Annotated in this window: 25 protein-coding genes; 12 read left to right on the forward strand and 13 right to left on the reverse strand. The window is 65.8% G+C overall.

Going from position 1 to position 26,692, the window contains the following annotated elements:
- Positions 1-234 precede the first annotated feature (234 nt).
- Both C167_RS0120545 and C167_RS0120550 read left to right on the forward strand, forming a co-directional pair.
- Positions 235-777 (forward strand): DUF2780 domain-containing protein, encoded by a 543-nt coding sequence (locus tag C167_RS0120545; protein WP_017520185.1) that lies wholly within the window; start codon positions 235-237, stop codon positions 775-777.
- 97 nt (positions 778-874) lie between these two features.
- A complete protein-coding gene (locus tag C167_RS0120550; protein ID WP_017520186.1) occupies positions 875-1,438 on the forward strand; it encodes a DUF2780 domain-containing protein in 564 nt (187 codons plus the stop codon).
- 6 nt (positions 1,439-1,444) lie between these two features.
- Here C167_RS0120550 and C167_RS0120555 read toward each other — a convergent pair whose 3' ends face one another.
- Positions 1,445-2,329, reverse strand: coding sequence for an acyltransferase (locus C167_RS0120555; protein ID WP_017520187.1), 885 nt, complete (start codon positions 2,327-2,329; stop codon positions 1,445-1,447).
- A gap of 134 nt (positions 2,330-2,463) precedes the next feature.
- Between C167_RS0120555 and C167_RS0120560 the strand changes: the two genes are divergently transcribed.
- The 5 genes from C167_RS0120560 to C167_RS0120580 all read left to right on the forward strand — a co-directional run bounded on the left by C167_RS0120560 (position 2,464) and on the right by C167_RS0120580 (position 7,094).
- A complete protein-coding gene (locus C167_RS0120560; RefSeq protein ID WP_017520188.1) occupies positions 2,464-2,985 on the forward strand; it encodes an ATP-dependent zinc protease in 522 nt (173 codons plus the stop codon).
- Between the two features lie 65 nt (positions 2,986-3,050).
- Positions 3,051-3,740: a two-component system response regulator CreB gene (gene creB / locus C167_RS0120565; protein WP_017520189.1), complete on the forward strand. Its 690-nt coding sequence runs from the start codon at positions 3,051-3,053 to the stop codon at positions 3,738-3,740.
- Entirely contained in the window at positions 3,740-5,155 is a 1,416-nt protein-coding gene (gene creC / locus C167_RS0120570) for a two-component system sensor histidine kinase CreC (RefSeq protein ID WP_017520190.1), read from the forward strand. Before creB ends, creC begins: the two co-directional genes overlap by 1 nt.
- A gap of 176 nt (positions 5,156-5,331) precedes the next feature.
- Complete coding sequence (creD, locus tag C167_RS0120575; protein ID WP_017520191.1) at positions 5,332-6,774, forward strand: cell envelope integrity protein CreD; 1,443 nt, start codon at positions 5,332-5,334, stop codon at positions 6,772-6,774.
- Between the two features lie 11 nt (positions 6,775-6,785).
- Complete coding sequence (locus tag C167_RS0120580) at positions 6,786-7,094, forward strand: hypothetical protein (RefSeq protein WP_017520192.1); 309 nt, start codon at positions 6,786-6,788, stop codon at positions 7,092-7,094.
- A gap of 302 nt (positions 7,095-7,396) precedes the next feature.
- On the opposite strand, the gene C167_RS0120590 is transcribed toward C167_RS0120580, so the two are convergent.
- Together C167_RS0120590 and C167_RS0120595 are read right to left on the reverse strand one after the other, a co-directional pair.
- Positions 7,397-8,020, reverse strand: coding sequence for a glutathione S-transferase (locus C167_RS0120590; RefSeq protein WP_017520194.1), 624 nt, complete (start codon positions 8,018-8,020; stop codon positions 7,397-7,399).
- 31 nt (positions 8,021-8,051) lie between these two features.
- Complete coding sequence (locus C167_RS0120595; protein WP_017520195.1) at positions 8,052-9,017, reverse strand: SMP-30/gluconolactonase/LRE family protein; 966 nt, start codon at positions 9,015-9,017, stop codon at positions 8,052-8,054.
- 79 nt (positions 9,018-9,096) lie between these two features.
- Between C167_RS0120595 and C167_RS0120600 the strand changes: the two genes are divergently transcribed.
- Positions 9,097-9,954, forward strand: coding sequence for a protein phosphatase 2C domain-containing protein (locus C167_RS0120600; protein ID WP_026079174.1), 858 nt, complete (start codon positions 9,097-9,099; stop codon positions 9,952-9,954).
- 101 nt (positions 9,955-10,055) lie between these two features.
- On the opposite strand, the gene C167_RS0120605 is transcribed toward C167_RS0120600, so the two are convergent.
- The 3 genes from C167_RS0120605 to C167_RS0120620 form a co-directional block, all read right to left on the reverse strand.
- Positions 10,056-12,464, reverse strand: coding sequence for a TonB-dependent siderophore receptor (locus tag C167_RS0120605; protein ID WP_017520197.1), 2,409 nt, complete (start codon positions 12,462-12,464; stop codon positions 10,056-10,058).
- A 276-nt stretch (positions 12,465-12,740) separates the two neighbouring features.
- Positions 12,741-13,703, reverse strand: coding sequence for a FecR domain-containing protein (locus tag C167_RS32835; protein ID WP_017520198.1), 963 nt, complete (start codon positions 13,701-13,703; stop codon positions 12,741-12,743).
- Positions 13,700-14,203, reverse strand: a complete 504-nt coding sequence (locus C167_RS0120620; protein WP_416774383.1) for an RNA polymerase sigma factor — start codon at positions 14,201-14,203, stop codon at positions 13,700-13,702. The genes C167_RS32835 and C167_RS0120620 overlap by 4 nt, the downstream gene beginning before the upstream one ends.
- Positions 14,204-14,388: 185 nt before the next feature.
- Here C167_RS0120620 and C167_RS0120625 point away from each other — a divergent pair, with 185 nt between their 5' ends.
- Positions 14,389-15,141 (forward strand): glutathione S-transferase family protein, encoded by a 753-nt coding sequence (locus C167_RS0120625; protein ID WP_017520200.1) that lies wholly within the window; start codon positions 14,389-14,391, stop codon positions 15,139-15,141.
- Here the strand turns inward: C167_RS0120625 and C167_RS0120630 are convergent, their stop codons facing one another.
- Entirely contained in the window at positions 15,142-16,017 is an 876-nt protein-coding gene (locus tag C167_RS0120630; protein WP_017520201.1) for a LysR family transcriptional regulator, read from the reverse strand.
- A 94-nt stretch (positions 16,018-16,111) separates the two neighbouring features.
- Between C167_RS0120630 and pcaD the strand changes: the two genes are divergently transcribed.
- Positions 16,112-16,909, forward strand: a complete 798-nt coding sequence (gene pcaD / locus C167_RS0120635) for a 3-oxoadipate enol-lactonase (RefSeq protein ID WP_017520202.1) — start codon at positions 16,112-16,114, stop codon at positions 16,907-16,909.
- 59 nt (positions 16,910-16,968) lie between these two features.
- Here the strand turns inward: pcaD and C167_RS0120640 are convergent, their stop codons facing one another.
- Positions 16,969-18,498, reverse strand: a complete 1,530-nt coding sequence (locus tag C167_RS0120640; RefSeq protein ID WP_017520203.1) for an NCS1 family nucleobase:cation symporter-1 — start codon at positions 18,496-18,498, stop codon at positions 16,969-16,971.
- Between the two features lie 597 nt (positions 18,499-19,095).
- On the reverse strand, positions 19,096-21,273 hold the full coding sequence (locus tag C167_RS0120645) for a malate synthase G (protein ID WP_017520204.1): 2,178 nt from the start codon (positions 21,271-21,273) through the stop codon (positions 19,096-19,098).
- Between the two features lie 294 nt (positions 21,274-21,567).
- Between C167_RS0120645 and C167_RS0120650 the strand changes: the two genes are divergently transcribed.
- Together C167_RS0120650 and C167_RS0120655 are read left to right on the forward strand one after the other, a co-directional pair.
- Positions 21,568-22,017: a GNAT family N-acetyltransferase gene (locus tag C167_RS0120650; RefSeq protein ID WP_017520205.1), complete on the forward strand. Its 450-nt coding sequence runs from the start codon at positions 21,568-21,570 to the stop codon at positions 22,015-22,017.
- 19 nt (positions 22,018-22,036) lie between these two features.
- Positions 22,037-22,555: a glycine cleavage system protein R gene (locus tag C167_RS0120655; RefSeq protein WP_017520206.1), complete on the forward strand. Its 519-nt coding sequence runs from the start codon at positions 22,037-22,039 to the stop codon at positions 22,553-22,555.
- A 647-nt stretch (positions 22,556-23,202) separates the two neighbouring features.
- Here the strand turns inward: C167_RS0120655 and rarD are convergent.
- From rarD to C167_RS0120675, 4 genes are all read right to left on the reverse strand, one after another.
- Entirely contained in the window at positions 23,203-24,090 is an 888-nt protein-coding gene (rarD, locus tag C167_RS0120660) for an EamA family transporter RarD (protein WP_017520207.1), read from the reverse strand.
- Between the two features lie 246 nt (positions 24,091-24,336).
- On the reverse strand, positions 24,337-25,311 hold the full coding sequence (locus tag C167_RS0120665; RefSeq protein WP_017520208.1) for a serine/threonine protein kinase: 975 nt from the start codon (positions 25,309-25,311) through the stop codon (positions 24,337-24,339).
- Between the two features lie 68 nt (positions 25,312-25,379).
- Positions 25,380-25,751 (reverse strand): hypothetical protein, encoded by a 372-nt coding sequence (locus C167_RS0120670; protein WP_017520209.1) that lies wholly within the window; start codon positions 25,749-25,751, stop codon positions 25,380-25,382.
- A 119-nt stretch (positions 25,752-25,870) separates the two neighbouring features.
- The gene (locus C167_RS0120675) at positions 25,871-26,635 is read right to left on the reverse strand and encodes a TOBE domain-containing protein (RefSeq protein WP_017520210.1); all 765 of its coding nucleotides are present in this window, start codon (positions 26,633-26,635) and stop codon (positions 25,871-25,873) included.
- Positions 26,636-26,692 lie beyond the last annotated feature (57 nt).

Here is a 26,692-nt window from a genome sequence, read left to right on the forward strand (position 1 = left end):
AAACGCCGCAATGACGGTGGGGCCATTCTTGCTCGGGGCCGACGCAAAGGATTGTACGAGTGGCCTGCGAGTGAGGCGGAGGATCGAGCGGAAGGTTCCATTGGCCGCTGCGCTGGCTCCCGTTCTTTACCGTGGCGTGATCGGCCCGCGCTTTCCGATTGCGCCGGCTGTGGCGGCGGAACGATGCCCGCCTGGCTGGGTCGATATGGCGGTTGCAACTACCTGGAGCCAGCGATGTCCGTCAAGCCCCGCGTCACCCTCGCACTGGCCGCCCTGCTGGCGGCTTCCTCGGCGTTTGCCTTCAACCTGGGCGATGCCGCCAAGGCGGTTTCCGGCGCGACCGGCTCCGACACCTCGCGCGTTGCCTCTACCCCGCAGACCAGCGGCCTGCTCGGCGCCTTGACCGGCCAGCTCGGCGTCAGCGACGAACAGGCGCTCGGCGGTACCGGCGCACTGCTGGGCCTGGCGAAGAACAAGCTGAGCAGCACGGACTATTCGCAGTTGGCCAAGACCGTGCCCGGCCTCGACAAGCTCACCGGCAGCAGCGCCCTGGGCGGCCTCGGTGGCCAGCTCGGCAATCTGGGTGGTGGCGCCTCCACCGGCCTGCTGGGCAACGTCAGCAGCATGGGCGATGTCAACAAGGCGTTCGGCGCGCTGGGCATGGATCAGGACATGACCGGCAAGTTCGCCAGCGTGCTGCTGGATTACTTCGGCAAGCAGGGCGCCAACAGCCACCTGCTCGGCACCCTGGGCAACCTCTGGGGCACCGGCGCCTGATATCCGCCGGGCGGCGCGGAACCGCCGCCAGGCGCTCCGGTCCTATCGTCGATCCGGCCCCGTCCTGGGGCCGGAATTCCGTATTCCGGAGCCGTCGATGCCCACCCGTCCCGCCGTCTTCCTGGCTGCCGCCTGGCTGGCCGCTTCCCCCGTGTTCGCCGCTACCTTCACCGACACCAGCGAGCCCGCCGCGCAGTCGCAGAGCGTGCCGCCGGCTGCCAGCGCGCTGCTGAGCGACCTCACCAAACAGCTGGGCGTCAGCGAGCAGCAGGCCATTGGGGGCACCGGCGCCCTGCTGGCGATGGCGATGAACAGCCTGAAGGACACCGACACGGCGCAATTGCAGAAATCCCTGCCGAACCTCGACCAGCTCGCCGGCAACAGCGCGCTGGGCGACCTGGGGGGCGCACTGGGTGGCTTCGGTGGCCTGGGCAGCGCTGCGGCGCTGCTGGGCGGGATCAACAACCTGCAGGACGTCGACCAGATATTCGGCGTGCTGGGCATGGACCAGTCGATGATTGGCCGCTTCGCCGGAGTGATCCTCGACTACTTCACCGAGCAGGGCCTGAGCAGCCAGCTGCTGGGAACGCTCGGCGGACTCTGGGGCACGCCAGCGGCCCCGCTGACGCCGGCTGCGCCGGTCGCCGGGCGGGGTGCGTAACGAGCGTCAGAACTCCTGGCGCAGCTGTTCGATGCGTGCATCCTTCTGTTCCCACAACTGCGACACCCAGTGCTGCACGTACTGGCGGAATTCCGCGTCGTTCTCGTAATCGCCCTGCCACAGCGCGGGGTCGATCTCCCGTGCCTGGATGTCGACGATGACCCGCGGCACGCGTCCGCACAGCAGGTCCCAGAAGCCTGGACGGGGGCCCTTCGGATAGACCAGGGTGACGTCCAGCAGGGTATCGAGCTGCTCGCCCAGCGCCGCCAGCACGAAGGCCACGCCGCCGGCCTTGGGCCGCAGCAGGTTCTGGTAGGGAGACTGCTGTTGGGCCTGCTTGGCCGGGGTGAAGCGCGTGCCCTCCAGGTAGTTCACCACGGTCACCGGCATGCGCTTGAATTTCTCGCAGGCGGCCTTGGTGATTTCCAGGTCCTTGCCCTTGAGCTCCGGGTGCTTCTCCAGGAAGGCCTTGCTGTAGCGCTTCATGAAGGGGTAATCGAGCGCCCAGAAGGCCAGGCCGAGGAAGGGCACCCAGATCAGTTCCTTCTTCAGGAAGAACTTGAAGTAGGGTGTCTTGCGGTTGAAGGCCTGCACCAGCGCGGGAATATCGACCCAGGACTGGTGGTTGCTGATCACCAGGTAGGAGGTGTCGCCGCGCAGCTGGGCGCCGCCGCGGATGTCCCACACGGTCGGGGTCATCAGCGCGAAGATGGCCTTGTCGATCTCCGCCCAGGTCTCGGCGATCCACATCACCCCGCGCGAGCAGGCGTCCTTCGCGGCCTGGCCGGGGATGACCAGCTTGAACAGCGCGATCAGCATCATCGGCCCGATCAGGATCAGGGTATTGAGCAACAGCAGTAGGCTGGCGATGACGCCTTTGACGGCCGGCATGGGGTCCATTCCTTGTGCGACGGTGGCGCGGCCATGATACGCAGACAATTGTTCCGGCCCAAGCGGCGCAGGTATGGCGAACCAATGGCTGCCGTGCTAGTCCTATGCGACGTATTCCACCCCGGAGATTTCGCGTGAAACGCGCCCTCGCTCTGCTTACGCTCATCGCATTGCCCGGCCTCGCACTGGCCGCCGAGACCAAGCTTTACGGCCGCTACGAATGGGTCAGCCTGCCCGAGCTCGACCAGACCCTGCAGGCCAAGATGGACACCGGCGCCTACACCTCCTCGCTGTCGGCCAAGGACATCCAGATCTTCCAGCGCGACGGCGAGGACTGGGTGCGCTTCAAGTTGGCGACCAAGGACGGCGGCGACTCGGTGTACGAGCACAAGCTCGCGCGCATCTCGAAGATCAAGAACCGCTCCGATGGAGCCGGCGAGGATGAAGAGGAAGAGTCCAGCCCCGGCCTCAGCCAGCGTCCGGTGATCGAGCTGCCGGTGTGCCTGGGCGGTGACCAGCGCACCATCGAGGTCAACCTCACCGACCGCAGTCACTTCAACTACCCGTTCCTGATGGGCGCCAAGGGCCTGCGCAAATTCCATGTGGCGGTGGATGCGGGCGAGCGCTTCGTGGCCGGCAAGCCGGACTGCTCCTGATCCTCGATTGACGCGGCGCGGGGCTTGGTGGACCCTTTCGGGACTTTCCCGGGAATCGGAATCCCATGCCCCACATTCTCATCGTCGAAGATGAAGCCGCCATCGCCGACACGTTGCTCTACGCCCTGCAGGCCGAAGGTTTCGAGACCACCTGGCTGAACCTCGCCGGCCCCGCCCTCGAACGCCTGCAGCGTGACGCATTCGACCTGGTCATCCTCGACGTCGGCCTGCCCGACATCAGCGGCTTCGAAGCCTGCAAACAGCTGCGGCGTTTTTCCGAAGTACCGGTGATCTTCCTCACTGCGCGCAACGCCGAGATCGATCGCGTGGTGGGGCTGGAGATCGGCGCCGACGATTATGTGGTCAAACCCTTCAGCCCGCGCGAAGTCGCCGCGCGGGTGAAAGCCATCCTCAAGCGCACCGCGCCCCGCGAAATACCCGCCACGGTACCCGCCGGCAACGGCCCGTTCGAGGTCGACGAGGAGCGCTTCCAGATTCGCTACCACGGCCACCCGCTGGCCCTGACCCGTCACGAATTCCGCCTGCTGCAGACGCTGCTGGCGCGCCCCGAACGCGTTTTCAGTCGCGAGCAATTGCTCGATGCCCTGGGCGTCGCCGCCGATGCCGGCTACGAGCGCAACGTCGACAGCCACATCAAGAGCCTGCGTGCCAAGCTGCGCCAGGTGGTTCCCGCCGCCGAACCGATCCAGACCCACCGCGGCCTGGGCTACAGCTACGCGCCGGACAAGAGCTGATGCGGCTGTCGCTGCGGATATTCCTGGTCTACTTCTTCTTCGTCGGGTTGACCGGCTGGTTCGTCCTGCGCACGGTGATGGATGAGATCCGCCCCGGTGTGCGGCAGTCCAGCGAAGAGACGCTGGTGGACACCGCCAACCTGCTGGCCGAGATTCTCCAGGCCGACGTGAAGAACGGCACCTTCGACCAGAGCCGGCTGCCGGAGATGTTGCGCGCCTATGGTGCGCGCAGCCCGCAGGCGGACATCTGGGGCGTGAACAAGACGGCGGTGAACCACCGCATCTATGTCACCGACGCGCGCGGCATCGTCCTGCTGGACTCCCTCGGCCAGGCCGTGGGCCAGGACTATTCGCGCTGGAATGACGTCTTCCTGACCCTGCGCGGCCAGTACGGCGCCCGCTCCAGCCGGGAATCGGCGGACGATCCGGAGTCCTCGGTGATGTACGTCGCCGCGCCCATCCGCGACGGCGGGAAGATCATCGGCGTGGTCTCGGTCTCCAAGCCCAACCGCACGCTGCAGCCCTACATCGACCGCTCGCAGCGCCGTTTGGCGTGGCTCGGCGCCGGGTTGATCGTGCTCGGCCTGCTGGTGGGCGCGGGCCTGTCCTGGTGGCTGAGCCGCTCGCTGGATCGCCTGACCCGCTACGCCCAGGCGGTCAGCGAAGGCCGGCGCGCGGAGCTGCCGCGTTATCGAGGCGGCGAGATGGCGCAACTGGCCGACGCGGTGGAGCACATGCGCGTGCAACTGGAGGGCAAGGATTACGTCGAGCGCTACGTGCACACCCTGACCCACGAGCTGAAAAGCCCGCTGGCGGCCATTCGCGGCGCGGCGGAACTGCTCGAAGGCGAGATGCCCGCCGAGCAGCGGGCGCGCTTCGTTGGCAACATCGCCGGGGAAAGCGAGCGTCTGCAGCAACTGATCGAGCGCCTGCTGAACCTCGCCCAGGTCGAGCAGCGCCAGGGGTTGGAAGAGCGTGTGCCGGTGGCGTTGCGGGAACTGGTGAATGAACTGATCGACGAGCGCCTGGCGCGCGTCCAGGGCGCGCAGCTGGAGAATGCAATTGCGCCACGGGCGATGGTGCACGGCGAGCGTTTCCTGCTGCGCCAGGCGCTGGGCAACCTGCTGGACAACGCGCTGGATTTCACCCCGCCCGGAGGCGTGATCCGCTTCGATGCGCAGCCGGACGGCGAAGGTTGGCGGGTGGAATTGTTCAACCAGGGCGAAGCCATTCCGGAGTTCGCCCTGCCGCGCCTGACCGAGCGTTTCTACTCGCTGCCGCGCCCGGCGAGCGGACGCAAGAGCACCGGTCTCGGCCTCAATTTCGTCGCGGAGGTAGTGGCGCTGCATGGCGGGGAGTTGCACGTGGAGAACGTCGACGGCGGGGTGCGCGCCGGCTTGCTCTTGCCTTCGTAGGAGCGAGCTTGCTCGCGAAGCTGAACCTCGCAGTGGGGGATGTTCGCGAGCAAGCTCGCTCCTACAGGTTGCCTCGACGCCACACAAACTCCACACAGTCTCCACACTTCCGCCCGAGCGTCCCCACGCGCAGGTCCCAGGCTTGCTCCGTCGTCCACCTACGGAGAAAGCCTTCGATGAACCGCCACCTCGGGATCAAGCTCGGCGCCATCGCGCTGTTGATCATCCTCCTGCTCGTCCCCCTGCTGATGATCGACGGCCTGGTCGACGAGCGCCAGAACTACCGCGACGAAGTCCTGCAGGATATCGCCCGCAGCGCCAGCTACAGCCAGCAGCTCACCGGCCCGCTGGTGGTCGTGCCCTACACCCGCACCATCCGTGGCTGGCGCCTGGACAAGGCGAACCAGCAGCGCGTACTGCAGGAGCGCGAGGTGCGCGGGCGTCTGTACTTCCTGCCGGAAGTCTTCAGCCTCGACGGGCAGATGCGCACCGAGCTGCGTCACCGTGGCATCTACGAAGCGCGGCTGTTCCATGCCGACAGCCAGGTCAGCGGCAGCTTCGTGCTGCCGGCCAACTACGGCATCACCAGTGACCTGGGCAGCTACCGCTTCGACGACCCACTGCTGGCCGTTGGCATCAGCGATGTGCGCGGCATCGAGAACGCGCCGAAACTGAAGGTCGGCGACGAACTGCGCAACTTCCAGCCAGGCACCCAGAGCCAGTTCCTCGGCAACGGCGTGCACGCGGTGCTGCCGCTCAAGGCCAGCGACCGCGAGCAGCGCTTCGACTACGCCTTCGAACTGTCGCTGCTGGGCAGCAGCCGACTGGACATTACCCCGGTCGGTCGCGACAGCCAGGTCAACCTGGTGTCGGACTGGCCGCACCCCAGCTTCGGCGGCGAGTTCCTGCCCACTGAACGCAGCATCAGCGAGAAGGGCTTCAGCGCGCGCTGGCGCACCAGCTTCTTCGCCACCAACCTGGAGGACCAGCTGCGCGCCTGCACGGCGCCGGCCCAGGCGGACGTTGCCCGCGCGGTCGGCGCGGACGATCCGGATACCTCCCGCGCCAGTACCGCCGAGTGCAGCGAGTTCGGCCAGCACCGCTTCGGCGTGGCGCTGGTGGACCCGGTGGACCAGTACCTGAAGACCGACCGTGCGGTGAAGTATGCGCTGCTGTTCATCGTCCTCACCTTCGCTGGTTTCTTCCTCTTCGAAGTGCTCAAGCGCCTGGCGGTGCACCCCATCCAGTACGCGCTGGTGGGCATGGCGCTGGCGCTGTTCTACCTGCTGCTGCTGTCGCTCTCCGAGCATGTCGGCTTCGAGCTCGCCTACCTGCTGTCCGCTGGCGCCTGTGTCGGGCTGATCGGTTTCTATCTCTGCCATGTGCTGCACAGCCTGTGGCGCGGCGCCGGCTTCAGCGTCGGGCTGGCCGGGCTCTACGGGATGCTCTACGCGCTGCTCAGCGCCGAGGACTACGCGTTGCTGATGGGCTCGCTGCTGCTGTTCGGCGTGCTGGGCGGCGTGATGGTGCTGACCCGTCGCCTGGACTGGTACGGCATCGGCAAGCCCCGCGGCGACGACCCGGAATTTTCCCTGCAAGACGTGCGCGTGCAGCGCTGAGGAGAATGGAAATGCCCAACCTGATGCGTTTTTCCCTGTGCCTGTTCGCCGGCCTGCTGGTCAGTGGCCTGTGCCTGCCCGTGCTGATGCTGCTTGGCCGCTTCGACTGGATCGCCCTGCTGGTGGCCACCGGCAAACCGCTGGCGCATCTGGCGCTGTTGCTGCCGGGCGAGCTGTGGACGCAGCTCACCGACGTCGAGGACGCGGCGAACAATCCCCACGTGCGTTCCTTCCTGGAAATGTGCATGGGCGTGGCCCAACTCGGCCTGCTGCTGGCGCTACCGATCTATCGCTTCGGCCGCCAGGAGAAGCAGTCATGAGTGCGTGCGCTGGGCTGCGCGAGGAGCGCGAAGTGGGACGGCGGCTGGCGCGACAGATTGCCGGGCTGTTCGAGCAGGGGATGAGGCAGAGGGAGAGGCGTGATGAACGTTTTCAGCGGCGGGTGGTGCGGCACAGCCAGTCGATGATGAAAACCTGGCGCAGCCGGCTTCCCCTCGCCCCAACCCTCTCCCGAGGGGAGAGGGAGTTGGGCGGTGCTGGTTGGCGGGTCTGGAACATGCCGGCTCGCTTGTGGAACTGCGCACCGTAGGATGGGTGGAGCGCAGCGATACCCATCAAACCGTCAGGCCGGCACGGTCGCCTGCATCGACGGCCGCTGGCTGATCTCGGCGAACCACTTCGCCAGTTGTGGATAGTCAGCGCGCCAATCCCAGTGCGGCTGGCGGAAGTCCAGGTAGCCCAGGGCGCAGGCTACGCCGATGGCGGCGATGTCGAAGCGCCCGGCCAGTTCGGCGTGGGCCTTGCCCTCGAAGTAGGCGAGGGAGCGCGTGATCTTCAGCTGCTGGTTGTCCAGCCATTCATCCCAGTGCTTCTCCTGGGGGCGCATGGCGGTTTCGTAGCGGATCAGCACGGCGGCATCGAGCACCGCATCAGCCAGCGAAGCCAGTGTGAGACGACGCCAGCGTGCTGCGCCTTCGCGGGGGATCAGCGGCTCGCCGGCATGCTGCTGGTCGAGGTACTCGAGGATCACCCGGCTATCGTGCAGGGTCTGGCCGTCGACCAGGCGCAGGGCGGGAATCTTGCCGGCGGGGTTATCCTGCAGCACGCCGGCATCCGGCGCGATGGGCGTATGGACGGCGGCGTACAGCTCCACGGCGTCAAGCTGGCCGGTCTCATGCAGCAGGACCATGACCTTGCGCACGAAGGGCGAAGCGGCGGCGTGGAACAGGACGGGACGGGGATTCATCGACAGCAACTCCTGGGGTTGGGTCATCGGTTCAATCGCGGATCAGCACCAGGCGATCGGCGCCGGATTCGGCGCCCCAGACCTCGCCGGGCCGGCCTAGCAGCTGGCGGACGTTGGCATGTTCATGGTCGCTGGGGAAGGCGGTGAATGTCTCGCTCTGCGGGTCGAAGCGCAGCAGCGCATTGGCGGAAAAGTCGCTCAGCCACACCTGGTCCATGGCATCGACGTAGACCGCATAAGGCTGCGGATGATCACCCGGCAACTGCCAGGTTTTCCACTGGTTGTCGCTGGGGTCGAAGCGCGCCAGGCTCCCGGCGTTCCACTGGCTGATCCACAGCCGCCCCACGGAGTCGGCCCACAGGCGACGCGGGCCGCTGTCGTTGCCGGGGGTGTCGAAGGTGGTCGCGTTATCGGCGATATCGTCGACCTGGCCGATGTAGTTGCCCGCCAGCGAGGCGTACCAGACGCCTCCATCCGGCGTCAGGGCGATGCCGTAGGGGCCCTTGCCGCGCGGCGCCGGCCAGACCTTCAGGTCGCGGCTGTCCGGGTCGAGGCGACCGTAGAATCCGTTCTGCCCGGTGAACCACAGCACGCCGTCGTCATCGAATACCGCAGTGTTGAGATTGGCGTTGGCCGCCTCCTTGGGCAGCGGGATGACTTCCACGCCCAGGCGCTGGGCGTCGACGTGGACGATGGCGTTGAGGCCGCTGTCGGTGATCCAGGCATCGCCATTCTCGTCGGCGATCACGCCGTGGGGACTGGAGCCCTTGCCGAGACTGATCTGCTCGCTCTGCCCGGACTGCGGATCGAGCCGGCCGAGCACGCCGAGCTTCTGCGCGGTGTACCAGACCTTGCCGTCCTCGGTGGGCGCCACGTCGTGCGGGCCGGAGCCCTTGGGCAGGTCGAAGTACTTCACTTGCGTGGCATGGGCGCCAGTGGCCAGCAACAGGCCGGTGAGCAGCAGGCCGCTCAGGAGGAGGGACAGGACGCGAGGCATGGGCTCTCCTTGGCAGAGTCCGGAAGGTGATGAGACTGTACGCCGGTCAGTGTGGCCGACGAAATGAAGGAGAGCGGTTGTGACGACGATTTCCGTAGTGGGGGCGGCGTGCCGCCAGGGCTCGCCGGTAAACGACGACGCCATAGGCTATACCGCGACGGCAGCCTGGGTGCTGGATGGCGCGACCAGCCTGGGTCGTGGTTTGGTGGGCGGCGAGAGTGATGCGCGCTGGCTGGCGCAGAGCGCCAATGCGCATCTTCAGCGCCTGCTGGAGGAGCAGCCGTACCGGCCGACTCAAGACCTGCTGGTGCAATTGCAGGCAGGTGTCGCCGCGGACTTCCAGCGTGATTCCGGCGTGGCCGTGAGCCTGGAGCTCAACCTGCCCACCGCTTGCCTGAGCTTGCTGCGGGTGCTGGGCGATGGCTCGCTGGAGTTGCTCAACCTCTGCGATACCTGCATCCACCTGGCCTGGGAGGATGGCTGCGTCGAGAGCTTCGGCGATACGCCGCTGGAGGAGATCGACCGGCAATCCGTTGCACGCCTGATCGCGCTGCGTGAGGCTAATCCGGACTGGAATCACGAGCAGCTCTGGCAGGCCAGCCGCGCGTGGGTGCGGCGCAACCGCGCGCTGGCCAATACGCCGGAAGGATACTGGTGCCTCGACCCGAGCGAACGCTGGATTCCCCATGTGCAGCGTCGGGTGCTCGATCCGACGGGGCTGAAGGCGTTCATGCTGGTGACCGACGGCTTCGACCGGCTGCTGGATTTCCGCCGCTACGACCTCGATGCGCTGTTCGCGGCGCTGCCCGAGCGCGGTGTGGAAGCATTGATCGACGAGCTGCGCGCGCTGGAAGGCGCCGACGACCAGGCGCTGGTCTATCCGCGCCTGAAGATCCATGACGATGCGAGCGTGGTGTGGGGAGAGGTGGTGCGCTGAGCGGTGGCCATTGTGTAGGAGCGGACTTCGTCCGCGATGGCATCCGGCGCGATGCCGGCCTATCGCGGAGGGAGTCCGCTCCTACAGGTAGCTGCTGGCCGTCAGAACGTGTAGTTGACGCTCGCCACCACGTTGCGACGGTCGCCGTAGTAGCAGTAGAAGCCGTCGCAGGTGGAGAGGTATTCCTTGTCGAACACGTTGTTGGCATTCAGGGCGACGTTCAGCCCGTTGAGGCTGTTGTCGAGGCGGCCGAGGTCGTAGTGCACCGCGGCGTCGTAGAGGGTGTAGGAGCCGGTGTCGCCGTCGGACTTGTCGCGCACGTAGCCCATGCTGCCGATGGCGATGTTGTGGGTCTCGCCGACGTAGCGGGTGCCGAAGCCCAGGCCGAAGCCGTCGAGCAGGCCGTCATGCCAGGTGTAGTCGGCCCACAGCGAGGCCTGGTTTTCCGGGGTGAGCGGCAGCGGACGGTTCTTGTCCAGCGGATTGGCGACCTTGGTCATCTTGCTGTTGGCGTAGGTGTAGGCGGCGGTCACCTTGAGGCTCTCGGTGACGTTGCCTACGGCCTCCAGCTCGAAGCCGCGCACCTGCGCCTCGCCCACGGGGCGGCTGATGAAGTCGCTGCCGGTGAGGACGATGTTCTTGCGGGTCAGGTCGTAGACCGCGGCGCTGAGCATCAGGTCGGTGCCCACCGGCTGGTACTTCACGCCCAGCTCATATTGCTTGCCGGTGCTCGGCTCGAAGGCCGCTCCGTTGGTGCCGCCGGCCTCGGTCTGGAATGACTCGGCGTAGGACACATAGGGCGCCACGCCATTCTCGAACACATAGCTGAGCGCCGCGTTGCCGCTGAACTGGCTATCGCGGCGGGTATCGGTGGCGCCGCCGGCGTTGTAGAACTTCGAACCGGTGTGTGCCCAATCCTGGCGGCCGCCGAGGGTCAGGCGCCAGTTGTCGAGGGCGATCTGGTCCTGGGCGTACAGGCCGGTATCGCGCATCTTCTGGTTGTAGTCGTTGTACGCGGTGTAGACGACGTTGCTGAAGTCCTGGCCGTAGATCGGCTTGCTGATATTGCTGGTCGGCGCGGTGCCGTACAGCCATTGGTAGTTGGTATTGGCGCGCTGGTGATCCAGGCCCAGCAGCAGGGTGTGCTTGAGCGGGCCGGTGGAGAAGTCGGCCTGCAGGTTGTTGTCGATGGCGAACTGGCTGATGTCTTCGTTCACCACGTTGGCGCCACGGGCCAGGGTGCCGTCGTCGCTGACCGAGGTGGCGGTGCCGCCGGCGGTGATGCCCTGGAACGACAGGTCGCTCTTGGTGTAGCGCAGGTTCTGGCGGAACTGCCAGACGTCGTTGATGCGGTGTTCGAAGGCATAGCCCAGGGCGTAGTAGGTCTTGTCGTAGAACTCCCAGTCCGGGTCGCCGAGGTTCTTGTGGTAGCGCACCTCGCCCGCCGGGGTGGACAGCTTGGTGCCCTGCAGCGGCAGGAATTGGCTGGTGATGCCGGTATCGTCGCGGTTGAACTGCGAGAGGAAGGTCAGCTTGGTGTCGTCGTCGATGTTCCAGGTCAGGCTCGGCGCGATGTTGTAGCGCTTGTTGTCGACGTGTTCGACCTGGGTGTTGCTGTCGCGCACCACGCCGCTGACGCGGTACAGCAGGTTGCCGGTGTCGTCGACCTTGCCGGTGCTGTCGAAGGCGATCTGCTTGTGCTCGTAGCTGCCCACCTGCAACTGCACTTCGTGGCTGCTTTCCGCCTGCGGGCGGCGACTGGTCATGTCCAGCAGGCCGCCGGGCGGGGTCTGGCCGTACAGCGAGGAGGCCGGGCCGCGCAGCAGGGCGACGCGCTCCAGGTCCCAGGTTTCCAGCTTGGGCATGACGTAGGCGCCCTTGGGCAGCGGCAGGCCGTCGAGGAACTGGGTCGGTTCGAAGCCGCGTACCTTGAGCCACTCGGCACGGGTGTCGTTGCCGTAGCTGCTGGCGATCACACCGGGCATGTAGCGCACCGCGTCGTCCAGGCTCTGCACGTTGCGGTCCTGCATCTGCTCGCGGGTGGCGACGGAGATGGAACGCGGCGCTTCCAGCAGCGGGGTGTCGGTCTTGGTGCCGGCGCGGGAGCGGGTGGCGAGGTAGCCCACCGCCGGGCCATCCGGGTCTTCCTGGGTGCCGCTGATGGTGGTGGCGGACATCGACAGGGTGTCGCTGGGTACCGGGCGCAGGCTGAAGCTGCCCGACTCGCTTTCCACCAGCTCCAGCCCGCTGCCCTGCAGCGCCTGGCGCAGTGCACCGGCGGCATCGTAGCGACCCTGCACAGCGTGCGCGCTGCGGCCCTGGGCCAGCGCCGGGTCCAGGCTCAGCGACAGGCCAGCTTCGGCGGCGATGCGGTTGAGGGTGCTGGCCAGCGGGCCGGCGGGCACCTGGTAGTCACGCACGGCGTCGGCGGCGATGGCCGACGAGGTGGCCAGCAGGATCGCGGTGGCCAGCAGGCAGGGGCGGAGGGACAGTTTGAACGAGCGGCGCATTGAAAACGACTCCTACGGTTCTCGATGCCTCCTTGCCGAACGAGAATGGAAAAGTGATAGGGCAGGGTGAAAAAATTTTTCGAGTCTGCATCCGCGGCCGGCGTGTCGTAGGAGCAACTGTCTTCTTCTGAAAATCCGTGCCTGGGCTTTCCCTCTCCCCAGCCAGGGTTAGGGAGAGGGCAGGCCTCCACGCAGGGGCTTCACGGCGGAGCGGACTCCGTCCGCGATAGGTCCGCATCGCGCCGGACGAAGTCCGCTCCTACGGGGTATGTGGTTTCAGCCGCGCGGTACCACGCGGGACCACCACGCGCCATGCCTCTCGATACGCACCGGCAGCGTCGGCTCCAGCGAGCGGAGCGCCAGGTCGATGTTCTTCAGCGGGAAGCTGCCGGTGATGCGCAGGTCCGCCAGTGCCGGGTCCACCGCAAGGTAACCGGGGCTGTAGCGCGCCAGTTGCTCGATCAGCTCGCCCAGGCGGACGTTGTCCACCACCAGCATGCCGTGGGTCCACGCATCGGCGGTCGCGCTATTGGCCTGGACTGCGCCGAAGCCACCGGCGCGCACGCGTACCTGCTGGCCCTGGTTGATCACGCGCTCGTCCGGCAGTTGTTCGGGGCGTGCGGCCACGGCGGACTGCAGGACGCTGAGCAAGGTGCTGTCGCCATCGTCGCGCTCCACCAGGAAACGCGTGCCGAGGGCGCGCAAGCGGCCTTCGTCGGTCTCGACGATGAACGGGCGGCTGTCGCCATGGGCAGTTTCCACCAGGATTTCGCCGCTGAGCAGGACGATGCGCCGTTGCTCGGCGTCGAAGTGCACATCGACGGCAGTGCGGCTGTTGAGCAACAGCCTTGTATTGTCCGGCAGGCGCAGTTCTCGCTGCTCGCCGGTGGCAGTCAGCAGGTCGGAAAAGGCATAACGCACCGGCATGTAACGGTTGCCGACACCCAGCGCGAGCGCGCCGACCAGCAGCAACGACAAGCCGGTGCCGGCCAGGCGGCGAACCTTGCGCCGGGATTCGCCCGGCGAGCGCAGCAGGGCGTTGCGCGCGGCCTTGGGCGCGGCGCCGGCGAGGCTGCGGTCGAGCATGCCCAACTGGCTCCAGGCGCGGGCGTGTTCGCTGTGGGCCGAATGCCAGCGGGCGAAGGCGGCTTCATCGTCGGGGCGCGGTTCGCCGGAGCCCAGGCGCAGTTGCCAGCTGATCGCCTCGTCGAGCACCTGCAGGGAAACCGGTCCCTTCACGTCGGCTCGCCGTACAGCGCGATGTAGCACTGGCGCAGGCCCTGGCCGATGTACTGGCGCACGCGCGGCACGGAGACGCCCAGTTGCTCGGCGATCTCTGCATGGCCCAGGCCATCCAGGCGGTTGAGCAGGAAGGCGCTGCGTGCGCGGCTGGACAGTTTGCCCAGCAGGCGGTCGATCTCGCGAAGGTCGGCAAGGATCAGGCAGTGCTCCTCGGCTGAGGGCTGCACCGCCTCGGGCAGGCCTTTCAATTCTTCGAGGTAGGCCTGTTCCAGCGCCACGCGGCGCCAGTGATCCACAAGAATGCCCTTGGCCACGGTCACCAGGAAGGCTCGGGGTTCGCGCAGGGAGGGCAGCTCGCGACGACTGAGCACGCGGACGAAGGTGTCCTGGCTCAGGTCTTCGGCGCGCTGCGGACAGCCCAGGCTGCGGTTCAGCCAGGCAGTCAGCCAGTCGCGGTGATCGCGATACAAGGCGCCAACGAGTTCGCCGCTACCCATCTGGATGGCCGACACGCTACTCCCCAATGATCCCAAATGGGATCAAGCTCAAAAACGATAACTATTCGCAAATGATCGCAAAGTGCAGTGACCCGCGCAATTGGCGCCTGTCGCCTTTTGCCGCCCATCGCCCGTTTGTCGCCGCCGTTCTACAATCGGCCGACCCTTTCGCGGAAAGCCTCGCCATGTCCGATCCCGTGTTGATCATCGGTTCCTTCCTCTCGCCCTATGTGCGCAAGGCGCTGGTCCTGCTGGAAATGAAGGGCGTGGACTACCGCATCGATTCCGTCGTGCCGTTCTTCGGCAACGAGGCGTTCGAGCGCCTGAGCCCGTTGCGCCAGGTGCCGGTGCTGGTGGATGGCGAGCTGGTGCTGAACGACTCCTCGGTGATCTGCCAGTATCTGGAGGAGCGTTATCCACAGCCGGCGCTGTATCCGGCGGATATCGCCGAGCGCGCCCGCGCGCGCTGGATCGAGGAGTTTGCCGACAGCCGCATGGGCCAGGTGGTGATCTGGCAGCTGTTCGACCAGTTGGTGATCGGCCGCGGCGTGTGGGGCCGTGAACCGGACGCGACGCTGCTGGAGAAGACCTACCAGCATGACCTGCCGGCTGTATTCGATTACCTGGAGGCGCAGTTGCCGGAAAGCGGCTGGCTGTTCGGCGAGCTGTCCATCGCCGACATCAGCGTCGCCTGCTTCATGCGCAACGCGCAGTTGGCCCGCTACGAACCGGACGCCCAGCGCTGGCCGAAACTGGCAGCCATGCTCGCGGCGGCCTTCGCGCTGCCAGCGTTCCAGAAGCTCAACCAGTTCGAGCGCGCCATCGCCCGCACGCCGATCCTGCAGCAGCGCGAAGCGCTGATCGCTGCTGGCGCGCCGGTTAGCGAGGTGAGCCACATGCGCGAGCAGCCGGTGCGCGGGCCGATGAGCCGCAGTTGATCAGGCTTCCTGCAGAAAGCTCCACAGACGCTGCGCCACCGGGCCGTGGGCGCGGTCGCGCAGGCGCGCGGCGACCAGTTCCTCGCGGCGGCCGGGCAGGTGGGGCCCGCTGAGATCGCGCAGGCGACCGTCAGCCAGCTCGTCGGCAATCAGGTGGCGCGGCAGGTGGCCCCAGGCCAGGCCATGCAGCACCAGTTCCTTCTTCGTCGCCTGGTCCGGCACCGTGCACTGCGGTGCGCCGTCCAGGGTGAAATAATCCACCGGCGGCGAGTGGCGAGCGCTGTCACGCATCACGCATTGGGTGAGCGAGCGCAGCTGCCCGGGGTGGATGTCACCTCTGCCCTCCAGCAACGTCGGCGCGATCACCGGGATGAAGTCCACCGTGCCCAGGTCGAGCCATTCCAGGCGCGGATCGGCCTTGTCCACGCGGTGCAGGATCAGCTCCGCCTCGCCATCGAGCAGCTTCTCCAGCGGGCCGCTGACGCTTTCGAAGTACAGCTGTAAGTGCGTGCGGGGTTGCGCGGCGAAAAAGCGCGCGAGTTTTTCCAGCAGGGCAGGGCGCGGGCAGAAGTCGCCGAGCACGACGCGCAATTCGCTTTCTTCGCCCGCCGCCAGGTGCGCGGCGTGGTCCCGCAGGTTGCCCAGTTCGCGCAGCAGATCCTGGGCACGGCGATGGAAGGATGCGCCGGCCGCGGTCAGGGCGACGCGGTAGCCGCTGCGGTCGAGCAGCTCGAATCCCAGCTGGTGCTCCAGCCGGGTGACAGCGGCGAAAACCGCCGGATGTGAGCGGTGCAGCTGCTGGGCGGCGCGCTGGAAACCGCCGGCTTCGACCACAGCGTCGAAGCATTGCAGGTCGTGTAGCGTGAAATCGGGCATGTCAGATTTCCTGACAGAGATCGTCCATTCTTTGTAATTTTTTCGTAGGGCCGCCGCAACTAGCCTCGCTTTCATCACCCCTGAGGAGGCCGCCATGAGCCCGCTGCGCTACCTGAACACCCGCGACAACGCCCGCATCGCCTATCGCCTGGACGGCCCCACCGAGCAGCCGCTGCTGGTGCTGTCCAACTCCATCGGCACCGACCTGCATATGTGGGATGGGCAGGTCGCCACGTTGACCGAACACTTCCGCGTGCTGCGCTATGACGCACGCGGCCATGGTGCGTCCAGCGTGCCGCCGGGGCCCTATCCGCTGGCGCGGTTGGGCGAAGACGTGATCGAGCTGCTGGATGCGCTCGGCGTAGAGCGCGCACATTTCCTCGGTCTCTCGCTCGGCGGATTCGTTGGCCAGTGGCTGGCGGTAAACGCGCCGCAGCGCATCGAGCGGCTGGTGCTGGCGAACACTTCGGCCTGGCTCGGGCCGCAGGAGCAGTGGGACGCGCGCATCGTCGAGGCGCTGGAGGCCGAGGACCTGCAAGGCACCACCGCTACCTTTCTCGCCAACTGGTTTCCGGCATCCTGGCTGGCGCAGCGGCGGCCGGAAGTGGAGCCGTTCCGCGCCACGCTGCTGGCGACCAACCGGCATGGCCTGGCCGGTTCCTTTGCCGCCGTGCAGGGGGCCGATCTGCGGGAAGCGCTGAAGGCGGTTCGCCTGCCGACGCTGGTGATTGCCGGGCAGTTCGACACCGTGACCGCCGCCAGCCACAGCGAGCTGATCGCCGAGGCGATCCCAGGGTCGCGCCTGCTGACGCTGCCGGCGGTGCACCTGTCGAACATCGAGTTTCCCCGCGAGTTCGAGGGGGCGGTGCTGGATTTCCTGCTGGCGCCCTGAACGAACAAGGCCGCCCGAGAGCGGCCTTGTCGTTTATCCACAAGCTCGATTACTCCGGCTCAATGGTGCGCGGCATCCACTGCGATGGGTTCGCCGCAGACGTCCGCATAGCGGCGCTTGCGGTCGGCCAGTGTGTAGTGGATCAGCGCGCCGAGGCCGGCGCCGAAGAACCAGGAGAACTGCGACAGCGCCTCGAACGCCGGCACCAGTGCGAGCACGATGGCGATCAGCGCCGCCGGGACGAACGCCGCCACCGCCCGCAGGTTCACGCCGCCGTTGTAGTGATAGGCCGCCTCGCAACTTTCGCTGTACAACTCGGGCAGGCTCACCCGGCTGCGGCGCACCAGGTAGTAATCGGTGACGATGATCCCGTACAGCGGGCCGAGCAGTGCGCCCAGGCCGCCGAGGAAATACACGATCACCGCCGGGCTGTTGTACAGATGCCAGGGCAGGATCAGCACCGCGATGGTCGCGCTGAGCAGGCCGGCGCGGCGGAAGTTCAGCAGGTTCGGCGCAAGGTTGGTGAGGACATAGGCGGGGGCGACGAAGTTGGCCATGATGTTCACCGCCACAGTGACGATCAGGAAGGCCAGGCAGGCCAGCACGAGGCCGAAGGTGTTGGGGATCGCGGCGACGATTTCCGTGGGGTTCTGCACCAGCTTGCCGTCGATGCTGAACTGCGCGCCGGCCAGCACCACGGCGATCAGCGCGAAGCCCAGCATGTTCACCGGCAGCCCCCAGAAGTTGCCGACGCTGATGGTGCGGCGGTCCGGGCAGTTGCGGGTGAAGTCGCAGAAATTGAGGATCATGGTGCCGTACAGCGAGACCCACAGCGCGGCGGCGCCCAGCACTTTCAGCCACATCGCCGAGCCGGTCGGCGCGTCGCCGCTGGACCAGGAGATCGACAGGCCGGCGCGCCAGTACATCCAGCCGGCGAGGCTGGCGAAGGCCACCAGGATGATCGGCCCGGCAAAGGACTCGTAGCGGCGCACCATCTCCATGCCGTAGGCGAAGATCACCAGTTGCACGCACCAGATGCCGAGGAAGGTGATCCAGCCGAGGGTCGACAAGCCGAGGATCGAATTCTGGTCATAGGACGCGAGGTTCGGCGCGATGGCGCTGAGCAGCACGCGCAGGACCACCGAGGCGAGGTAGGTCTGGATGCCGAACCAGGCGATGGCGATCACTGCGCGGATCAGCGCCGGCACCTGGGCGCCGTGGATGCCGAAACTGATGCGGCACATCACCGGGTAGGGCAGGCCGGTCTTCTGGCCCATGTAGCCGGACAGGTTCATCAGGCCGTAGATCACCAGTGCGCCAAGTGCGAAGGCAGCGAGGATCTGAGCGCCGCTCATGCCCAGGGCGAAAAGGCCGATGGCGAATGAATAGTTGGCGATGTTGTGCACATCGTTGGTCCACAACGCGAACAGGCTGTAGCGCCCCCAACTGCGGCCTTGGGCCTTGGTCGGGGCCAGGTCGGCGCTGTACAGGCGCGGGCTCAGGGTCGGCGCGGCGGGTTTCGCGCAGGCGCCGCCGTCGGCTGGTTGGACAGGGGAAACGCCGGACAGGTGGGTAGGGCTGGAGTTCATGGGCTACTCGGCTTTTGTATGCACGGCTTTTTGTGGTTTGTGTGCAAAGCCAGTTCCGTGCCAGGGCAACCGTCTGCAGTCTTTCTGACCTTGTTGAACGCAGGTTCGGATCCTGTCTGAGCCCTTTGGTGGTGCGACATTGGTGGCTGTCCAGGTGGTCAGGAAATTAATTTTCCATGGCAATCATTGACTTGCGATTCAGGATGGTTGCGATTCTTGGGGGTGCACGGTGTGGATTTTGTACACAATAATTGTGCACATGCGTTACGTGGCCGATTCGCAGCGGGCGGAATCCATCGCGGCTACGCCAACGGGCGGACCCTGCGTAGCATGAACCTCCGTAGCGGCGATTCCCCTCTCCCTGACTTTCTCCCTGGAGGGAGAGGGGACGGTGCCGGCTGAAACTGGAGCGTCAGCCGGCTCGGATGGCTCCCTCTCCCTTCGGAGCGGGGCGCGCAGCCAGGGCGGGGGAGAGGGCACGCCCCGGCGAGATATTTAGGGTAGGAGGACTTCGTCCGCGTTTGGGTGGGCGTTGCACAGACGCAGCCATAAAAAAACCGCCCCGGAGGGCGGTTTCTTCAACGCGGCGCGAGGTGCTTACAGACCGTTCCTGGCCTTGAACTCACGGCGGCGGCGGTGCAGGACCGGCTCGGTGTAGCCGTTGGGCTGCTTGGCGCCTTCGATGACCAGTTCCAGCGCAGCCTGGAAGGCCACGTTGTCGTCGAAGTTCGGTGCCATCGGACGGTACTGGGCGTCACCGGCGTTCTGGCGATCCACCACCGAAGCCATGCGCTTGAGGCTTTCCAGCACTTGTTCTTCGGTCACCACGCCGTGGCGCAGCCAGTTGGCCAGCAGCTGGCTGGAGATACGCAGGGTGGCGCGGTCTTCCATCAGGCCGATGTCGTTGATGTCCGGCACCTTGGAGCAGCCGACGCCCTGGTCGATCCAGCGGACCACGTAGCCGAGGATGCCCTGGGCGTTGTTGTCCAGCTCGTTCTTGATCTCTTCCGCGCTCCAGTTGGTGTTGGGGGCGAGCGGAATGGTCAGGATGTCGTCCACCGAAGCCGGCGCGCGCTTGGCCAGTTCAGCCTGGCGGGCGAACACATCGACCTTGTGGTAGTGCAGCGCGTGCAGAGTGGCAGCGGTCGGCGAAGGAACCCAGGCGGTGTTGGCGCCGGCCAGTGGGTGAGCGATCTTCTGCTCGAGCATGGCGGCCATCAGGTCGGGCATGGCCCACATGCCTTTGCCGATCTGGGCTTTGCCCTGCAGGCCGGTGGCCAGGCCGACGTCGACGTTGTTGTTCTCGTAGGAGCCGATCCACTTCTCGGTCTTCATGGCGCCCTTGCGCACCATGGCGCCGGCTTCCATGGAGGTGTGGATTTCGTCACCGGTGCGGTCGAGGAAGCCGGTGTTGATGAACACCACGCGCTCGGCGGCGGCCTTGATGCAGGCCTTCAGGTTGACGGTGGTGCGGCGCTCTTCGTCCATGATGCCGACTTTCAGCGTGTTGCGCGGCAGGCCCAGCAGGTCCTCGACGCGGCTGAAGATCTCGGCGGCGAAGGCGACTTCTTCCGGACCGTGCATCTTCGGCTTCACGATGTACACGCTGCCGGTGCGGCTGTTCTTGCGGGTGGCGCTGCCGTTCAGGTTGTGAATGGCGATCAGGCTGGTGAACAGGCCGTCCTGGATGCCTTCGGGTACTTCGTTGCCCTGGGCGTCGAGGATTGCCGGGTTGGTCATCAGGTGGCCAACGTTACGCACGAACAGCAGGGAGCGGCCATGCAGGCTCAGCTCGGAACCATCGGCCCTGGTGTAGACGCGGTCCGGGTTCATGGTGCGGGTGAAGGTGCTGCCGCCCTTGGAAACCTGCTCGGCGAGGTCGCCTTTCATCAGGCCCAGCCAGTTGCGGTAGACCACGACCTTGTCGTCGGCGTCGACGGCGGCCACGGAGTCTTCGCAGTCCATGATGGTGGTCAGCGCGGACTCCATCAGGACGTCTTTCACGCCAGCGGCGTCGGTCTGGCCGATCGGGCTGGTCGGGTCGATCTGGATTTCGAAGTGCAGGCCGTTGTGCTTGAGCAGCACGGCTTTCGGCTTGGCGGCTTCGCCCTGGAAGGCCAGGAACTGGGCAGCGTTCTTCAGGCCGGTCTCGCTGCCGTTCTTCAGGGTGACGGCCAGCGCGCCGTTCTTCACCACGTAGGCGGTGGCGTCGACATGGGAGCCGGTTTCCAGCGGGGCGGCTTCGTCGAGGAAGGCGCGGGCGAAGGCGATGACCTTGTCACCGCGGACCTTGTTGTAGCCCTTGCCTTTCTCGGCGCCGTTCTCTTCGCTGATCGCGTCGGTGCCGTACAGTGCATCGTACAGCGAGCCCCAGCGGGCGTTGGCGGCGTTCAGGGCGAAGCGCGCGTTCATCACCGGCACGACCAACTGCGGGCCGGCCATGCGGGCGATTTCTTCGTCGACGTTCTGAGTGCTGGCCTGGAAGTCGGCCGGCTCGGGCAGCAGGTAACCGATTTCCTGCAGGAAGGCCTTGTAGGCAACGGCATCGTGCGGCTTGCCGGCGCGGGCCTGGTGCCAGCCGTCGACTTTCGCCTGGATGTCATCGCGCTTGGCGAGCAGGGCCTTGTTCTTGGGGGCCAGGTCGTTGATTACGGTTTCTACGCCTGCCCAGAACTTGCCGGCGTCGATGCCGGTGCCGGGAATGGCTTCGTTGTTCACGAAGTCGAAAAGGACTTTGGCGACCTGCAGGCCACCGACTTGAACGCGTTCAGTCATTGCTTGCCTCACTCTGCTCAGGACCGGCTCTGGACACAGGCAAAACGCCTTGTAGTCCGAGCCGCGGAATACTACATGATGCCGTGGGAAAAATCAGTGGGCTAGCGTCGCGGTTAGACCAAAGTACGCATATCAGTCACGTAGCAGGTCTTATGTTCGCAAATATCATCTGGATTGTTCCAGATAAATCTTAAAACTGTACACGCATTACCCGAATGGGTACCTGTGGCAGCCCGTCGCAGCCGGCTGACCTCGCCGTGCCTATACTGCTTCTTCCCTCCTGGAGAATCCCGCATGTCCGTGACGCTTGCCACCCCCACCGATCTGGATGACCTGGTCCCGCTGTTTTCCGGCTACCTCGATTTCTATGAGGTGCCCGCGCCCCACGCGAAGATTCGCGAGTTCCTCCAGGCGCGCATTGGCAGCGGACAGTCCACGGTGTTCATCGCGCGCAGCATCGATGGGCTGGCGGTCGGCTTCGTGCAGCTGTACCCGTTCTTCGCTTCCCTGGCGCTGCAGGCGTCATGGCTGGTCAGTGACCTCTACGTGCTGCCCGCTGCGCGCCGCGACGGTTATGGCGAGGCGCTGATGAACGCCGCCCGCGCCCACGGCGAAGCCACCGGCGCCTGCGGGCTGATGCTGGAGACGGCGAAGACCAACCACGCTGGCCAGTCGCTGTACGAGCGCCTGGGCTACAAGCGGGACGACCAGTTCTATACCTATTGGCTGGACCTTACGGCCTAGCCCTTCGCGGAGACTGCTCATGGACCACCTCGTTTTGACCGTCATCGCCCAGGACCAGCCCGGTCTGGTGGAGCGCGTGGCCAAATGCATCGCCGCCCACGGCGGTAACTGGCTGGAAAGCCGCATGTCGCGCATGGCCGGGCAGTTCGCCGGGATCCTTCGCGTAGCCGTGCCCGCCGAGGGCTATGACGAACTGGTGGAAGGCCTGCAGGAGCTGAGCGAACACGGCATTCGCGTGCTGCTGGCGGAGAGCGGCATCGAGCCGGCCTGCAACTGGAAGCCGATTCACCTCGACCTGGTGGGTAACGACCGTCCCGGCATCGTTCGCGACATCACCCAGCTGCTGGCCGAGCACGGTGTAAACCTGGAGCGCCTGAGCACAGAAGTGCTGCCCGCACCGATGAGCAGCGAGCCGCTGTTCCACGCCGAGGCGCTGCTGGCCGTGCCGCTGACCCTGCCGCTGGAGAACCTGCAGCAGAAGCTGGAAGAGCTGGCGGACGACCTGATGGTGGAGCTGAATTTCCACAGCGGGGAATGATCGTCCCGCTCTGATCGCACGGCTTGTGGAAAAACCTGTGGGCTCTCTGTTGATGGATTGGCGGAGGGCCCATTTTATTTGGTCCGCGCGTTGATCTTCTTATCCACTGCGAGTCTTGTCGCTGTGCACAGATTGCGGGGATCGCCCCGTGGGCATTCTGTTGATAAGTGGCTGAATCCTGCTGTTTCCGTGGTCTTCAGTGTTCTGGTCATTTTCTGTGCAGAACGCGCGTGGCGAACTGGGCGATCCGGACTTGCCTGCCGCTGTGCACAAAATCACTGGAAGAGTCTGTGGAGAAGCCGTTCATGAAACGCTGGAGGCCGCTATTCCTATGGATTTCACAGGGTTGTCCACTTTCTGAGCGGGCGGCGTTTGCCCGTCCACACGAAGCGGGGATGAGCCTGTGGACAAGCCGGGGGAATGTCTCTACAGGCCCTAACGCACGGGGTTTGCGTGAAATTGATCAAATACTGATCATGACGCCCGGGGCTGACAGAGAAGACGGCGCATGGAAGCCTGGCGAGGGGCGTCTTGTGGAAGAAACACCCGTTATCCCCGCATTTGCGGGATAGAGCTGTGGACAATTTGCGGGTGACTGCCTGCAAGTCGCAGCTGGCGTGACTTGCAGGCAGTGGATCAATTAATGATCAGTCGCCGCGGGAGAGGCGGTACCAGATGTCCACGCTGTAGACGACCAGGCCAGCCCAGATGCAGCAGAGGGAGATCAGGCGCGTGGTGTCCAGGTGCTCGCCAAACAGCAGGATTGCCTGCAGCAGCACCAGGGTCGGCGCCAGGTACTGCAGGAAGCCCAGCGTCGCGTAAGGCAGGTGGCGCGCGGCAGCATTGAAGCACACCAGTGGCACCAGGGTGATCGGGCCGGCGGCGGCGAGCCAGATGGCGTCCTTGGTGGCCCAGAAGTCAGCGTGCACGCTCGGGCCGTCGGCGAACAGCACGAGATAGCCGATCGCCAGTGGCAGCAAAATCCAGGTCTCTACCACCAGGCCCGGTAGCGCTGCCACCGGTGCCTGCTTGCGGATCAGCCCGTAGAAGCCGAAGGTCAGCGCCAATGCCAGCGACACCCAGGGCAGGCTGCCCAGTTGCCAGAGCTGCTGGGCCACGCCCAGCGCGGCGAGGCCGACCGCTACCCACTGCAGCGGGCGCAGCCGTTCGCGCAGGATAACCAGGCCCAGCAACACGTTGATCAGTGGGTTGATGTAGTAGCCCAGGCTGGCCTCGATCATGTGGCCGTTATTCACCGCCCAGACGTAGACCAGCCAGTTGCTGGCGATCAACAGCCCACTGGCGGTGAGGACGGCGATACGCTTGGGATTCTCGCGCAGCTCGCGCCACCAGCCGGGATGCTTCCACACCAGCAGGAGCAGGGCGCCGAACACCGCCGACCAGATGGCCCTGTGGGTGATGATTTCCAGGGCTGGAATGCGTTCGAGCAACTTGAAGTAGATCGGGAAGAGCCCCCAGATGACATAGGCAGTCAAGCCCAGGGCGTAGCCCCGGCGGGGATTGGCGGTGGCCATGGAACATCCTTGGTTAGGCAGCTAATGAGTGGCTGCACAATTCTAGGGCGCTCGCGCTGGCTTGTCTGTGCCGCTGCGGTAGATGACGTCAGGGTCTGAAAGATTCTGCGTAACGTTGCCGTTACGCAGAAGGGCGTTGTTTGTAGGAGCGAGCTTGCTTGCGAACCTGTTAGCCGGCGACATCGGAGTCATGCGGTTCGCGAGCAAGCTCGCTCCTACGAAGAGCCAATGCGCTTGTGAGCGCGGTCAGAACAGCCGCAACGGCTCCTCATCCAGCGCCGCCAATTGCTCGCGCAGTACCAGGACCTGTTCGCCCCAGTAACGCTCGGTGCCGAACCAGGGGAAGCTCGGGGGGAACGCCGGGTCGTCCCAGCGGCGTGCCAGCCACGCGCTGTAATGCATCAGGCGCAGGGCGCGCAGGCCTTCGATCAGCGGCAGCTCGCGTGGGTCGAAGTCGTGGAATTCCTGGTAGCCGTCGACCAGTTCCGAGAGCTGCCCGAGGCGCTCCTGGCGTTCGCCGGCAAGCATCATCCACAAGTCCTGCACCGCCGGGCCCATGCGGCAATCATCGAGGTCAACGACGTGGAAGGTTTCGTCGCGGCACAGCAGGTTGCCGGGATGGCAGTCGCCGTGCATGCGGATCGGCGTGTACTTCACCCGTGCGTAGAGGTCGTCGATCTTCTTCAGCAGGTCGCGCGCCACGGACTCGTAGGCCGGCAGCAGACTCTTGGGAATGAAGTTGCCCTCCAGCAGGGTGGCCAGGGACTGGTGGCCGAAGTTCTGCGGTGTGAGCGACTCACGGTGCTCGAACGGACGGTTGGCGCCCACGGCGTGCAGGCGGCCGAGCAGTTGGCCCAGGCGATAGAGCTGGTCCAGGTTCCCCGGCTCCGGTGCGCGGCCGCCGCGGCGAGGGAACAGGGTGAAACGGAAGCCGGCATGCTCGAAGAGGGTCCTGCCCTCGTGCACCAGCGGCGCCACCACCGGGACTTCGCACTCGGCCAGCTCGGCGGAGAAGCTGTGTTCCTCGAGAATGGCCTCGGTAGTCCAGCGGCCGGGGCGGTAGAACTTGGCGATCAGTGGCTCGCTGTCTTCGATACCGACCTGGTAGACGCGGTTCTCGTAGCTGTTGAGCGCGAGTACGCGGGCGTCGCTGAGAAAACCGATGCTTTCCACCGCATCCAGCACCAGGTCGGGGGTGAGGGCGGAAAAGGGATGGGACATGGCGACGTTCCGGCAAGGGTAAAGCTGCCTAGTTTACCCAGTCCGCTTCGTTTGGGTGGGCAGTTGCCTCAACGGTCGGCGCAGTGTTTTCTCAGGTACTTGACGAAGTCCGTGGCCAGCCCCCGACGTTCGCCCTTCACCAGGGTCGACTCCTGCATCGATCGGAGTTTGCACGTGACCGGCTGCGCCTGCTTGTCCGCGTGATGCAGCGGGGTCAGCAGCAGGTCATAGGGCGTACCCTGACGGACCTGCTCGACGAGTTCGGCTTCGTCGCCGCCGATCAGTAGAACCTTGTTGCGTGTCTCGATCTGATACTGGTCCACCACGGGTTCGAGTATCGACATCAGTTCGTCGCTGGCGCCGACCCGCAGTACGTCGGGGCCGGCGTGACCGGCAAGGGGCAGGAGCAGCAGGGCGAGCAGCAGGAGTGGGCGGCACATGGTGGGAGCTCCGGTTGGCCAGGGTTCCGCCCGGCACGGGCGAAACGCTGTTGGCTATTGGAGCGCGGCACAGTGCTGCCGGGCTTGATATGAGGCAGGGAAATCCAGGGTAGCCGGGGCTATAGCGGCGTGCCGAGGATCACCTGGGCCGGGGAAAACTGTGCGCGCACCGCCGAGCCGGCTTTCAGGCCGAGGATATCGACCCGTTCCGGGTCGGTCAGCGCGCAGAGCATCTGCCCGCTGGGCAACTGGATGCGTACTTCGCTGGGGCCGTCTTCGGCTTCGCGGATATCGTCGACATGCCCCTCCAGCGCATTCAGCCCTTCCGGGCAGGGAATGTGCGGCAGGTCGACGTAGAGCCAGCCAGCCTTCATCAGTGCCACCACTGGCAAGCCGTCGGCCAGTTCGAGCTTCTCAGTGCTCTCGCGGGTGACTCGCGCCTGGATGCGCGAGCCGCCGGGCAGCTCGATGCTCACCAGGTCGTTGAGGCCGGACGGTTCCACCGCGCAGACGCGCCCGTGCAACTGGTTGCGCGCGCTGGTGCGCATCATCAGGCGGCCGATCAGCTCCAAATCAGCCTGGTGCTCGACATGCTCGACGAAGTGTTCGCGCAGGGCTTCCAGGCGCTGGTACAGCGCCAGCAGGCGCTCGCCGTCGGCGGTCAGGCGGGCGCCGCCACCGCCCTTGCCGCCGACGCTGCGTTCCACCAGCGGGCGGTCGGAGAGGTTGTTCAGTTCATCGATGGCGTCCCAGGCGGTCTTGTAGCTCATCCCGGCGGCCTTGGCGGCGTGGGTGATCGAGCCGAGCTGGGCGATCTGCGCCAACAGGGCGATGCGCTGCGGGCGGCGGGTGACGTGTTGGGTCAACAGGCTGAGGGTGGTCATGGTCTCGTGAATATTTATTGGTATGCGGGGAGGCTCCGTTGCGGGCGTGCAAAACGC

The organism is Pseudomonas nitroreducens TX1 (assembly GCF_000313755.1).
In the GTDB taxonomy this organism is placed as follows: domain Bacteria; phylum Pseudomonadota; class Gammaproteobacteria; order Pseudomonadales; family Pseudomonadaceae; genus Pseudomonas; species Pseudomonas nitroreducens_A.

Coding starts and splice junctions, on each gene's coding strand:
- C167_RS0120620 (WP_416774383.1), bottom strand. CDS start 14,203: ATGGGTAGCGGCGAACTCGTTGGCGCCTTGTATCGCGATCACCGCGAC.
- creD (WP_017520191.1), top strand. CDS start 5,332: ATGAACCGCCACCTCGGGATCAAGCTCGGCGCCATCGCGCTGTTGATC.
- creC (WP_017520190.1), top strand. CDS start 3,740: ATGCGGCTGTCGCTGCGGATATTCCTGGTCTACTTCTTCTTCGTCGGG.
- C167_RS0120555 (WP_017520187.1), bottom strand. CDS start 2,329: ATGCCGGCCGTCAAAGGCGTCATCGCCAGCCTACTGCTGTTGCTCAAT.
- C167_RS0120605 (WP_017520197.1), bottom strand. CDS start 12,464: ATGCGCCGCTCGTTCAAACTGTCCCTCCGCCCCTGCCTGCTGGCCACC.
- C167_RS0120645 (WP_017520204.1), bottom strand. CDS start 21,273: ATGACTGAACGCGTTCAAGTCGGTGGCCTGCAGGTCGCCAAAGTCCTT.
- C167_RS0120595 (WP_017520195.1), bottom strand. CDS start 9,017: ATGCCTCGCGTCCTGTCCCTCCTCCTGAGCGGCCTGCTGCTCACCGGC.
- C167_RS0120670 (WP_017520209.1), bottom strand. CDS start 25,751: ATGTGCCGCCCACTCCTGCTGCTCGCCCTGCTGCTCCTGCCCCTTGCC.
- C167_RS0120630 (WP_017520201.1), bottom strand. CDS start 16,017: ATGCCCGATTTCACGCTACACGACCTGCAATGCTTCGACGCTGTGGTC.
- C167_RS0120640 (WP_017520203.1), bottom strand. CDS start 18,498: ATGAACTCCAGCCCTACCCACCTGTCCGGCGTTTCCCCTGTCCAACCA.
- C167_RS0120665 (WP_017520208.1), bottom strand. CDS start 25,311: ATGTCCCATCCCTTTTCCGCCCTCACCCCCGACCTGGTGCTGGATGCG.
- pcaD (WP_017520202.1), top strand. CDS start 16,112: ATGAGCCCGCTGCGCTACCTGAACACCCGCGACAACGCCCGCATCGCC.
- C167_RS0120675 (WP_017520210.1), bottom strand. CDS start 26,635: ATGACCACCCTCAGCCTGTTGACCCAACACGTCACCCGCCGCCCGCAG.
- C167_RS0120625 (WP_017520200.1), top strand. CDS start 14,389: ATGTCCGATCCCGTGTTGATCATCGGTTCCTTCCTCTCGCCCTATGTG.
- creB (WP_017520189.1), top strand. CDS start 3,051: ATGCCCCACATTCTCATCGTCGAAGATGAAGCCGCCATCGCCGACACG.
- C167_RS0120590 (WP_017520194.1), bottom strand. CDS start 8,020: ATGAATCCCCGTCCCGTCCTGTTCCACGCCGCCGCTTCGCCCTTCGTG.
- C167_RS0120655 (WP_017520206.1), top strand. CDS start 22,037: ATGGACCACCTCGTTTTGACCGTCATCGCCCAGGACCAGCCCGGTCTG.
- C167_RS0120580 (WP_017520192.1), top strand. CDS start 6,786: ATGCCCAACCTGATGCGTTTTTCCCTGTGCCTGTTCGCCGGCCTGCTG.
- C167_RS0120545 (WP_017520185.1), top strand. CDS start 235: ATGTCCGTCAAGCCCCGCGTCACCCTCGCACTGGCCGCCCTGCTGGCG.
- C167_RS0120650 (WP_017520205.1), top strand. CDS start 21,568: ATGTCCGTGACGCTTGCCACCCCCACCGATCTGGATGACCTGGTCCCG.
- rarD (WP_017520207.1), bottom strand. CDS start 24,090: ATGGCCACCGCCAATCCCCGCCGGGGCTACGCCCTGGGCTTGACTGCC.
- C167_RS0120550 (WP_017520186.1), top strand. CDS start 875: ATGCCCACCCGTCCCGCCGTCTTCCTGGCTGCCGCCTGGCTGGCCGCT.